This window comes from Bradyrhizobium sp. P2_E8 (assembly GCF_056403875.1).
Genome location: NZ_JBFUES010000320.1, coordinates 1 through 11,165, shown reverse-complemented (window position 1 = coordinate 11,165; position 11,165 = coordinate 1). Strand labels below are relative to the sequence as shown.

11 protein-coding genes are annotated in these 11,165 nt (G+C 65.2%); 6 read left to right on the top strand and 5 right to left on the bottom strand.

Annotated features, from left to right (window positions below):
- On the bottom strand, nucleotides 1-481 hold a 481-nt coding region (locus AC1D00_RS18955), incomplete at its 3' end, for a PfkB family carbohydrate kinase (RefSeq protein ID WP_477011710.1).
- Nucleotides 482-493: 12 nt separating this feature from the next.
- Entirely contained in the window at nucleotides 494-1,474 is a 981-nt protein-coding gene (gene rfaD, locus AC1D00_RS18950) for an ADP-glyceromanno-heptose 6-epimerase (protein ID WP_404558021.1), read from the bottom strand.
- Nucleotides 1,475-1,634: 160 nt separating this feature from the next.
- On the opposite strand from rfaD, the gene waaF reads away from it, so the two are divergent.
- A complete protein-coding gene (waaF, locus tag AC1D00_RS18945; protein ID WP_477011709.1) occupies nucleotides 1,635-2,705 on the top strand; it encodes a lipopolysaccharide heptosyltransferase II in 1,071 nt (356 codons plus the stop codon).
- 179 nt (nucleotides 2,706-2,884) lie between these two features.
- Here waaF and AC1D00_RS18940 read toward each other — a convergent pair whose 3' ends face one another.
- Nucleotides 2,885-3,922: a glycosyltransferase family 4 protein gene (locus AC1D00_RS18940; protein ID WP_477011708.1), complete on the bottom strand. Its 1,038-nt coding sequence runs from the start codon at nucleotides 3,920-3,922 to the stop codon at nucleotides 2,885-2,887.
- Nucleotides 3,923-4,048: 126 nt separating this feature from the next.
- On the opposite strand from AC1D00_RS18940, the gene galE reads away from it, so the two are divergent.
- The 3 genes from galE (at nucleotide 4,049) to AC1D00_RS18925 (ending at nucleotide 7,507) form a co-directional block, all read left to right on the top strand.
- Nucleotides 4,049-5,062 (top strand): UDP-glucose 4-epimerase GalE, encoded by a 1,014-nt coding sequence (gene galE / locus AC1D00_RS18935; protein WP_027545121.1) that lies wholly within the window; start codon nucleotides 4,049-4,051, stop codon nucleotides 5,060-5,062.
- 118 nt (nucleotides 5,063-5,180) lie between these two features.
- A complete protein-coding gene (locus AC1D00_RS18930; protein ID WP_477011707.1) occupies nucleotides 5,181-6,983 on the top strand; it encodes an ABC transporter ATP-binding protein in 1,803 nt (600 codons plus the stop codon).
- Nucleotides 6,984-7,018: 35 nt separating this feature from the next.
- Nucleotides 7,019-7,507, top strand: coding sequence for a fumarylacetoacetate hydrolase family protein (locus AC1D00_RS18925; protein WP_477011706.1), 489 nt, complete (start codon nucleotides 7,019-7,021; stop codon nucleotides 7,505-7,507).
- Between the two features lie 66 nt (nucleotides 7,508-7,573).
- On the opposite strand, the gene AC1D00_RS18920 is transcribed toward AC1D00_RS18925, so the two are convergent.
- On the bottom strand, nucleotides 7,574-8,032 hold the full coding sequence (locus AC1D00_RS18920) for a YybH family protein (RefSeq protein WP_477011705.1): 459 nt from the start codon (nucleotides 8,030-8,032) through the stop codon (nucleotides 7,574-7,576).
- 134 nt (nucleotides 8,033-8,166) lie between these two features.
- Between AC1D00_RS18920 and AC1D00_RS18915 the strand changes: the two genes are divergently transcribed.
- On the top strand, nucleotides 8,167-8,979 hold the full coding sequence (locus AC1D00_RS18915; protein ID WP_477011704.1) for an amino acid kinase family protein: 813 nt from the start codon (nucleotides 8,167-8,169) through the stop codon (nucleotides 8,977-8,979).
- 13 nt (nucleotides 8,980-8,992) lie between these two features.
- A complete protein-coding gene (locus AC1D00_RS18910; RefSeq protein WP_477011703.1) occupies nucleotides 8,993-9,820 on the top strand; it encodes an amino acid kinase family protein in 828 nt (275 codons plus the stop codon).
- A 177-nt stretch (nucleotides 9,821-9,997) separates the two neighbouring features.
- On the opposite strand, the gene AC1D00_RS18905 is transcribed toward AC1D00_RS18910, so the two are convergent.
- The gene (locus tag AC1D00_RS18905; protein ID WP_027545117.1) at nucleotides 9,998-10,927 is read right to left on the bottom strand and encodes an aspartyl/asparaginyl beta-hydroxylase domain-containing protein; all 930 of its coding nucleotides are present in this window, start codon (nucleotides 10,925-10,927) and stop codon (nucleotides 9,998-10,000) included.
- Between the last annotated feature and the right edge of the window lie 238 nt (nucleotides 10,928-11,165).

Sequence of the window (11,165 nt, the reverse complement as noted above, 5' to 3'; positions counted from 1 at the left end):
CCGCGAGCGAGACCGCGAGCGCGGCGGCGACGGTGTCGCCGGCGCCGGAGACGTCGCGCACCTTCACGGGGACGGCCGGAACGTGAACGGCCGCGCCTTGGCGCGRCACCAGCGTCATGCCGTGCTCGCCTTGCGTGACCAGGATCGCCTCGCAATCGGCGAGCCGCATCACGTCCTCGCTGGCATCGACGATGCTCTGCGGCGTGTCGGCGCGGCTGCGGGTCGCCTCGGCAAATTCCTTGCGATTGGGCGTGAGCAGCGTGGCGCCGCGATAGATGGCGATATTGCGCGCGACATTGCCRGCGCCGCCGATATCGATCTCGCTGCGCTGGGCAACGATGACCGGCGTCGGCGCTTCCGGCGAGATCCGCGACACCTCGCCATAGACGAACTCGTCCAGCATGATGTCGCCGATGCAGAGCACCGTGCGGCCTGAGATCGTTTGCGCGAGGGCGTCGAAATCGAGAATGGGCGTCGGCATGATCCTGGAGCCTCAGCGGAAGCGGTCGGGCCGGTCGAGATAATCCCCGACATAGGCCTTCACCGCATCCTCGAGCGTCGTGAAGCCGCCGTTATAGCCGGCGCGGCAGAGGCGATCGACCTCGCTCTGGGTGAAGTATTGATAGCTGTTGCGGATCTGTTCGGGCATGTCGATATATTCGATGTTGGGCCTCGCCCCGAGCGCCGCATAGGCGGCCAGCATCAGATCCCTGAAGCTGCGCGCCTTGCCGGTGCCGACATTGAACAGCCCGGACACCGAGGGCGTTGCCAGCAGCCACATGATGACGCGCACGACATCGTCGACATAGATGAAATCGCGGCGCTGGTCGCCGTCGGCGATGCCCTCGCGATGCGACTTGAACAATTGCACGGCGCGGCCCGCCCTCACGTCGTCGAAGCGCCGCGCCAGCACGCTCATCATCGAGCCCTTGTGATACTCGTTGGGGCCGAACACGTTGAAGAATTTCAACCCCGCCCATTGCGGCGGCAGCTTCTCGCCGCGTGCGACGCGCTCGGCGACGGCGAGATCGAACAGGTGCTTGCTCCAGCCGTAGAGGTTCATCGGCTGCAGTTTCTTCAGCGCGGGTAGCGACGCATCGTCGTCAAAGCCTGCCTCGCCGTCGCCATAGGTCGCCGCCGAGGAGGCGTAGATCAACGGCACCGCATTCGCCGTGCACCAGTCGAGCAGGCGCATGGAGAGGCGGAAATTGGTTTCGAACACGAGATCGCCGTCGGTCGCGGTGGTCGCGGAAATCGCCCCGAGATGGATCACGGCGTCGAGCTTGCGGCCCTTCAGCCAGTCCAGCAGCTCGGCTGGGGGGACGATATCCACAAGCTGGCGCTTGGCGAGATTGCGCCACTTGCCCTCGGTGCCGAGGAAATCACAGACGACGACGTCACTGCGGCCGGCGTCGTTCAACGCGGCCACGACATTCGACCCGATAAAACCGGCTCCGCCGGTCACCAGCAACATTCCAACCACCCTGCCCGATCTTCGCGGCCCGATACCTGCCGTAGCGCATCATCTGCCAAAGTGTAAGCATTTTGGGACCAACGCGCTCCCCGGCTTTACCTGCCGGCCGGGAGCGGCTAACCGAACCGCCAGATCAGTCCGCCCTCGGTCCTATTAACGAATGAATCAAAATTCACAATTTAGTGGAAGCGCAGATCGGAGCGACACCCGCCCGATCCTGATCGTTCCCTACATGTGGATCGGCGATTTCGTCCGGAATCACACCGTGGTCCGGGTCCTGAAACAGCGCTGGCCGAATCGGCCGGTCGATCTCCTGACCACGTCCCTCTGCGCGCCGCTGGTCGATTACATGCCCGGCGTACGCTCTGGCGTCGTCTGGGACCTGCCGCGCGGTCGGCTCGCCGTCGGCCGCCAGTTCGGCCTGGCAAAGCTCCTGCGCGAGCGGAACTACGGCACCGCGCTGGTGCTGCCCCGGACCTGGAAGGCCGCCATCGCGCCCGCACTGGCCGGGATCCCCGAACGGGTCGGCTTCGTCGGCGAGTTCCGGTTCGGCCTGCTCAACCACTGGCGCTGGGGCGAGAAAAAGCTGCCCCGCTTCATCGACAAGAACGCGGCCCTCGCCCAGYCCGACGGCGCCCCCCTGCCGCCGGAATGGCCGGTGCCGCAATTGCGGGTCCCGGCCGAGGACATCGTCCGCTGGCGGCAGGCCAATGGCCTCGGCGCCGGCGCGGCCGTGGCGCTGGCCCCCGGCTCGGTCGGCGTCTCGAAGCGCTGGACCTACTATCCGGAGGCCGCCCGGCTGCTGGTCGAGCGTGGCCTCGAAGTCTGGGTCGTGGGCGGCCCCGCCGAAAAGGGCCTCGCCCAGGAGATCGTCGCGGCGGGCGGCCCTGATGTCCGCGACCTCACCGGCACCGATTTGCGCAACGGCGTGCTGGCCATGGCCGCGGCCGGCGTCGCCATCTCCAACGATTCCGGCCTGATGCATATCGCAGCGGCCCTGGGCACGCCCACCATGGGCATCTTCGGCCCGACCAGCCCCTACCTCTGGGCCCCCCTCAACGGCCTTGCCGCCACGGTAGTCCAGGACAAGAGCGTGCTGTCGTGCCAGCCCTGCCAGAGCACGATCTGCAGGATGAACGACCACCGCTGCATGCGCGATATCGCAGCGTCCGAGGTGGTTGCGATTGCGGAGAAGGTGCTGAGTGAGGCGGGAGCGCGGGCCGAGACGTAAGGCCGCCGSGGCTTCGCCAATGATGACATCCTGCCGGTGTCTTGCCCGACGAGTCTACCGGGTTTCGTAAAATCAGCAGCGCATCGATCCCGCCCCCAAGCAATTGATTTCGCTAACCCCGGCTACTGTGCATGGGGTTGTTTTCGCGCTTTTTGTTTTGGGGGCGCGACAGCGGTGGCTCAGAGCAGCGGACGATAGACCTGGCCGATCCGCGCCGCTTCGGCATCGAGGCTGAATTTTTCGAGCACCCGCGCCCGTCCGCGCTCGCCCATTGCGGTTGCGGCAGCCACATCGCGCATCAGAGGCTCCAGCGCCGCGGCGAGCGCATCGGCATCGCCCGTCGGGATCAGCACGCCGGTGACGCCATCTTCGACGACAAGCTCGGCCGCACCGGCGCGCGCGGCGACGAGTGCGCTGCCGGCCGCCATCGCCTCGATCAGCGTCAAACCAAAACCTTCGTTGCGCGAGGTGAAGGCGTAGATCGTCAGGCGCTGGTACCAGCGCTGCACCGCTTCGATCGGCAACTCGCCGGTGATGACGATGCGCGATTGCAGGTTGGCTGCCTCGATGCGCTTCTTCAGGTCGTTCGCGAAGGACATCTGCTCCGGCGTGACCTGACCGACGATGATTGCGGTGAAGTCAGGATAGCGCGGCAGCAACCGGCACATCGCATCGACGAACACGTCGGTGCCCTTCTGCGCGCGCACACGGCYGAAGCAGCCGATCGCGTAGCGGCCCGGCAGCGCGGTTTCCGCGAACGCCGCCGAACGATCCATCGGCGGCGCATAGACGTCGGTGTCGACGCCATGCGGGATCACCGTGGCCTTCACCTTCAGGAACGAACCCGAGAGATCCGACGTCGCGATGATCGCGTCCATGCGGCGGATCAGCCAGCGCGTGATCCAGCTGTGGTGACGCTGCGCCGCCGAGGTGAAGACCAGTTTCAGCGGCCAGCCGAGTGCGCGCAGCACGACGCCTGCGATCATCTCGTTGTTGCGGCGCGCATGCCAGATCAGCGGCGTCTTGCGGCGCCATAGCTTGAGGAAATCGGCACCGCTCAGCCGCGCGATCCCCTCCGGCGCGTCCGAGCCGAACCACGCCGCGCGATACAGTCTTGCCAGCCGCGGCGCCACCATCCGGTTGGTCGCGGTGACCCCGGAATAGCGCCTGTGCAGATTTGGCACGATCACTTGCAGATCGTCCGGGGAGTTCGCCACGTCATGCTCCGTTTAGCATACCCCCTATACGCAACATTAAGCATAGTGACCAGTTCAGCCGCGCCGATACCCCCTCTTCACCACGCAAACGGTAGCTTGGCGCGTTGATCGAAGACGGGTGAGATCATGACTGTGCTAGTCACCGGCGGCGCCGGCTATATCGGAAGTCACACGGTCCTGGCGCTGGCGGAAGCCGGCGAGGACGTCGTCGTGATCGACGATCTCTCGACCGGTTTCTCCGCGTACCTGCCGGAAGGTGTGCCGCTGTTCATTGGCGATGCCGGCGACGAGAACCTGCTCGAGGGCGTGATCGCCCAGCACAACATCGAGAGCATCATCCATTTCGCCGGCTCGGTGGTCGTGCCGGAGTCGATGCGCGATCCGCTCGGCTACTACCGCAACAATTTCATGACCGCGCGCAACCTGCTCAACGTCGCAGTGAAGCGCGGCATTGGCCGCTTCATCTTCTCCTCGACCGCCGCCGTCTACGGCAATCCGGACGAGGTGCCGGTGCCCGAGCACGCGCCGACGCGGCCGCTGTCGCCCTACGGCTCGTCGAAGCTGATGACCGAGATCATGCTGCACGACGTCGCCGCCGCCTACGGCATGCAGTACGTCGCCCTGCGCTACTTCAACGTCGCCGGCGCCGATCCGCAGGCACGCATCGGCCTTGCCACCGTCGGCGCCACGCATCTGCTCAAGATCGCGGTCGAGGCCGCGACCGGCCAGCGCGCCAAGATCGACGTGTTCGGCACCGACTATCCGACCCCGGACGGCAGCTGCATCCGCGACTTCATCCACGTCACGGACCTGTCGCAGGCGCACCGCTCGGCGCTGGCTTACCTGCGCAATGGCGGCGCCTCGACGACGCTGAATTGCGGCTATGGCCGTGGCTATTCGGTGCTGGAGACCATCGACGCGGTGCGCCGGGTTTCCGGGCGCAGCTTCGCCGTGCAATACGCCCCGCGCCGGCCCGGCGACATCATGACCATGGTCGCCGACACCAGCCGCATCCGCGGCCTGCTCGACTGGAAGCCGCAATACGACGACCTCGAGACCATCGCGGCCCACGCGCTGGCCTGGGAGGACAAGYTGTTCCGCGAGCGCCATGGCGAGCTCCGCCACGCCGTCTCGGCCTAGATTCCATCCGGACGCAAGCCCTTAATTGGGCTTGAAAAGCCCCGCTTTAGCGGGCACAGAAGCCCATCGATCCCYGACGCGCGGGCAGGCTTTTCCTTGCGCCGTCAATGGACTACGGATGGCCCAGTTTCCAAAGAAAATCACTGACGATCCCTATACGGCAGCGGTCCTGATTCGCCGCCTGGTCACGGAACAGGGGATCGTCTACTGGCGGCGTTATCTCGTCGCCTTCGCCCTGATGGCGCTTGCCGCCGGGTCGACCGCGGGCGCGACCTATGTACTCGGCCAGGTCATCAACCAGGCCTATGTCGACAAGAACATCCCGGGCATCGCGATGTTCTCGGGCATCACGGTGATCCTGCTCTTCATCAAGGGCGTGGCGACCTACGGCCACATGGTGATCCTGACCAAGATCTCCAACGCGATCCTCGCCACCAACCAGCGCCAGCTGTTCGCCAAGCTGATGCGCGAGAGCATCGGTTTCTTCTCCGAGCGGCATTCGTCCGAATTCCTGGCGCGGCTGACGGCCGGCGCCAAGTCGATCACCGACGTGCTCAACATGCTGGTCAACGCCATCGGGCGCGACTTGCTGATGCTGCTCGCGATGATCGGCGTGATGGTGTGGCAGGATCCGCTGATGTCGTTCATCGGCCTCGTCGCGGTGCCGCCCGCGATGCTGGTGCTGCGCAAGCTGGTCAAGCGCATCAAGGGCCTCGCCTTCAACCAGTTCACCGGCACCGCCGACATCATGGAGACGATGCAGGAATCGCTGCAGGGCATCCGCACCGTCAAGGCGTTCACGCTCGAAGAGACCATGCAGAAGCGCATCGACGAGAACATCGCGATCGTCGAGCGCAACGCCAACAAGATGGCCCGCGTCGCCAACCGCTCCAACCCGCTGATGGAGATGTTAGGCGGCTTCGCAGTCGCCGGCTGCCTGATGTACGGCGGCTATGCCGTGGTCGCGCTCAACGCCACGCCGGGCGCGTTCTTCTCCTTCATGACCGCCTTCCTGATGGCGACCGAGCCGGCCAAGCGACTGGCGCGGCTGAATATCGACCTCAATAGCCAGCTCGTCGGCGCGCGCATGCTGTTGGAAGTCGTTGACAGCCCGGCGAGCGAGCGTTCCGACGACGACAAGCCGGCGCTGAAGCTGTCGGACGCACGGATCGAGCTGCGCGATGTCAGCTTCTCCTACCGGACTGGCGAGACCGTCCTCAACCGCATGAGCTTCACCGCCGAGCCCGGCAAGGTCACCGCGCTGGTCGGCCCGTCCGGCGGCGGCAAGTCCACCGTGCTGGGGCTGCTGCTGCGCTTCTACGAGGTGACGCAAGGCGACATCGTCATCGACGGCCAGTCGATCGGCGCGGTCTCGCGCAAGTCGCTGCGCGCGCAGACCGCCTATGTCGGCCAGGACGTCTATCTGTTCCGCGACACCATCCGCAACAACATCGCCTTCGGCAAGCCGGGCGCGACCGAAGACCAGATCATCGACGCCGCGAAAGCGGCCTGCGCGCATGATTTCATCATGAGCTTCCCGCTCGGCTACGACACGCCGGTCGGCGAGCACGGCACGCAGCTTTCGGGCGGCCAGCGCCAGCGCATCGCGGTGGCGCGCGCGCTGATCAAGAACGCGCCGATCATCCTGCTGGACGAAGCCACCGCCGCGCTGGACTCCGAGTCAGAGAAGCAGGTGCAGGAGGCGATCGAGCATCTCTGCCAGAACCGCACGACCATCGTGATCGCGCACCGCCTGCACACCATCATGCACGCGGATAGCATCCTGGTGGTCGAGGGCGGCGAGATCGTCGAGCAGGGCCGGCACGACGAGCTGCTCCGCCGCTCGGGTCGCTACGCCTCGTTCTTCCGCCTGCAACATCACGACGCCGGCACTCTGGCGCCGATCAGCGCAACCGCATAGAATTCCCTTCACCTCAAGAGCAGCGAGACCGCTTCATGAACGCCGCCTCCTACGTCATTCCGCTTCCATCGCAACCATCGCTTCCCGTCGTCGGAGAGGCCGGCCGTTACCCGGTGCGCCGCATCTGGTGCGTCGGCCGCAACTATCTCGAGCACATCCGCGAGATGGGCAATGACGAGCGCGCGCCGCCGTTCTTCTTCGCCAAGCACGCCGACATGCTGGTGCCCGATGGCGCCACCATCCCCTATCCGCCGCTGACCAAGGACCTGCATCACGAGGTCGAGCTGATCGTCGCGATGAAGAGCGGTGGCCTCAACATTCCCGCCGACAAGGCGCTCGACCATGTCTACGGCTACGCCGTCGGCATCGACCTCACCCGCCGCGACCTCCAGATCGCCTCGCGCAAGAAGGAGCGTCCCTGGGAGATCGGCGCCTGCTTGTCGCAGCTCCAGCCCGGCGACAAGCTCGAATGCGGCGTCGACGGCGTCGGCACGCTGAAGGTCTCGATCGGCCAGCCGGAATAGGCTGCACGACATCTCGAAACCGAAAGGCCCCGGACATGTCCGGGGCCTTTTTGATTCGGATCGAATCTACCAGGCCTTCACCGGCCGATTGGCGTGACTCACCTGCGGGACGCCGCGATTGAGCGACATGTGGGAATGAACGCACAGCCAGCCGTCGGCGGTTTTGGRGAACACCATCGTCGCCCGCCCCGGTCGCGGAAACTCGCTGCCGTCGGGATGATAGCCGGTGCTGGTCCACGGTGCGATCACGGTCGCCATCGCACCGTCGGGGGATGCCAGAACCGAGGTCTGCTCGAGCACGAAACGGAAGTCGGCCGTCTTCGGCCAGACATTGTCCCATTGCGTGGTGACCCATTGGTCGAGGCCTGGGATGACATCGTTGTGCGTGCCGAAGGCAAGCACCTCGGGATGAAACAGCGGCCTCGCCGAAGCATAGTCGACCTCGCGGACATAGCCCGCGAAGGTCTCCAGCCATCGGCGGAAGAACTGCGCTATCTCGGTGTTCGCGGTCGGCAAGGGGGCCATCGCCTGCTCCAAATTCAGCCACTCAATCGCGGCAACGTTGTTGCCATGGATCGAACTATCCAGCAAGATTCGCACAAGCGATCGACCGGCTGGTCCGCAGTACAGAATGCATTGCCAAAGAGAGGATGTCTCCGATGTCGACCACGACCACCGAGCTTGAAGCGCTGCTGATGCAGCGCTCGCTCACCGACCCACAGCTCCTGGCAGCGGCAGAAGCGGCGCCGGATTTCCGCATCCTCCCGGACGCCACCGTCATCAAGATCGGCGGCCAGAGCGTGATCGATCGCGGCCGTGCCGCCGTCTATCCGCTGGTCGAGGAGATCGTCGCCGCCCGCAAGGCGCACAAGCTGCTGATCGGAACCGGCGCCGGGACACGCGCACGGCACCTTTATTCGATCGCGGCCGGACTGCGCCTGCCCGCGGGCGTGCTCTCACAGCTCGCCGCCTCGGTGGCCGATCAGAACGCCGCGATGCTCGGGCAGTTGCTTGCCAAGCACGGCATCTCCGCCGTCTCCAGCGCCGGGCTCTCCTCGGTGCCGCTGTTCCTCGCCGAGGTGAATGCGGTGATCTTCAGCGGCATGCCGCCCTATAGCCTGTGGATGCGGCCCGCGGCCGAAGGCGTGATCCCGCCCTATCGCACCGATGCCGGATGCTTCCTCGTCGCCGAGCAGTTCGGCTGCAAGGCGATGATCTATGTGAAGGACGAGAATGGTCTCTACACTTCGAACCCGAAGACGTCGAAGAACGCCACCTTCATGCCGAAAATCTCTGTGGGGGAGATGAAGGCCAAGGGCCTGCAGGATTCGATCCTCGAATTCCCGGTGCTCGATCTCCTCACCTCGGCGCGCCATGTCCGGCAGGTGCAGATCATCAACGGCCTCGTCCCCGGCAATCTCACCCGCGCGCTCGCGGGCGAGCACGTCGGCACCATCATCAGTGCGAGCTGAAGAGACTTTTGCCATGACTGTCACCAACCAGATCAAGCACGTCGCCTCGCCGCTCGCGCGCCAGACTCTGCTCGACAGCGATCTCACCCGCCCCGTCGCCGGCAACCGCCCGATCAAGCTGCTGCCCTGGCTGCAGGTCATCAAGATCGGCGGCCGCATCATGGACCGCGGTCAGGAAGCGATCCTCCCGCTCGTCGACGAGCTGCGCTCGCTGCTACCAGAGCATCGCCTGCTGATCCTCACCGGCGCCGGCATCCGCGCCCGCCATCTCTACAGCGTCGGTCTCGACCTCGGCCTGCCGGTCGGCTCGCTCGCGCCCCTCGCGGCCAGTGAGGCCGGCCAGAACGGGCATATCCTGGCGAGCCTGCTCGCGCCGGAGGGTGTCTCCTATATCGAGCATCCCACCATCGCGAGCCAGCTCGCCATTCACCTCACTGCCAGCCGGGCGGTGGTCGGCAGCGCGTTTCCGCCGTACCACCATCACGAATTCCCGACCGCGCGCATTCCGCTGCATCGGGCCGACACCGGCGCCTTCCTGCTCGCCGACGCGCTGGGCGCCGCGGGTCTCACGATCGTGGAGGATGTTGACGGCGTCTATACCACCGATCCCAATGGCGCCGATGGCAAGACAGCGGAGCTCTTGAAGGAGACCAGCTTCGCCGAGCTTGCGAAGCTCAAGGGCACGCTGCCGTTCGACCCGGCGCTGATCGAGGTGATGGCCAACGCGCGGCACGTCGCACGCGTGCAGGTCGTCAACGGCCTCGTTCCCGGCCGCATCACGGCCGCGCTGCGCGGCCAGCATGTCGGGTCGATCATCCGCACCGCCGCCAAACCGGCGTAACGCAAAAACAAAGCCCCGGAGCACGCTCCGGGGCTTTGCGATTCCGACATCGTAGGGATCGTAGGGTGGATTAGCGAAGCGTAGTCCACCACTCCACACGATCCGCAAGTAAGTCGTCGAATGTATCGACAGCCAACGGTGGATTACGCTCCGCTAATCCACCCTACCCACCTCGGCTTACCGCAGCGCCGACATCACGATGAGGCCGAGGATCAGCGCCGTCAGCGAGTATTTCAGCGTGTAGTATACGTTGCGGTTCCACTCCTTGACCTTGCGGCTGGCGAGGTGGATCTCGTAGAGCTTGCCGAACACCTTGTTGAGCACGCCGACGCTCTCTCCATCGACGTTCTGCGTCGCCGATGCCTTGACGATGTGATGACTGACCCAACGGTTGATCGCGGTCATGAAGCCGAACTTCATCGGGCGCTCGACGTCGCAGAACAGGATGATGCGGTTGACGTCGGTCGCATTCTCGGCGCTGTGGATGAAGGTCTCGTCGAACATGAAGGCCTCGCCGTCGCGCCAGACGCATTCGACGCCGTCGACCAGGATGCGGCACTTGTTCGAGTTCGGCGTGACGAGGCCGAGGTGATAGCGCAGCGAGCCGGCGAACGGATCGCGGTGCGCGCCCAGCTTGCCGCCGGGCGGCAGCATCGCGAACATCGCGCCGTGCACGCTCGGAATCGAATTGAGCAGTTCCACCGTCTTCGGGCACAGCGTGCGCGCCGAAGGCAGGAAGTCGTCGTACCATTTCAGGTAAAAGCGCTTCCAGCCGCTCTTGAAGAACGAGTAGAAGCCCCAGTCGTTGTTCTTGGCGGCCGCGCGGATGAAGCCTTCGTCGAACAGGCGCACGGCCTCGTCGCGGATGGTCTCCCAGTTCTCGCTGAGGGGCTTGAGTTCGGGAAACTGCTCAACCGGGATCACCGGCTTGTTCGGCACCGCCGAGCCCGCATACATCAGCACATTGTAGGGGGCGAGATAGGTCGAGTGATCGCCAAGCTGGCGCGCGAAGCGCAGCCGCTGCTTGCCGCGGAAGTGAACGTAGATCGTCGATGCCGCGAGCACATACAGAATGACCAGTTGCGGCGCAAAAAGCTGTTTCAGCATTTCCCCAGTTCCCGAGTGACCCAGCCGGGGACGTCATCTACTCCGAGCCGGCCCAAGCGGCAAGATATTCACCGCTGGGTTGCAATCACGCTGGGGAGAGCGGGGGTACGGAACCCGGGGCTGAAACGGGYCGAAACGAGCCGAATTACGCCCGCGCCAGCGCCTGGAGACCCTTGAAGGTCAGGCGCTTGGGGTCGGTGACGCCGGCGAGATAGAGCCGGCGGATGAACGCGATGAC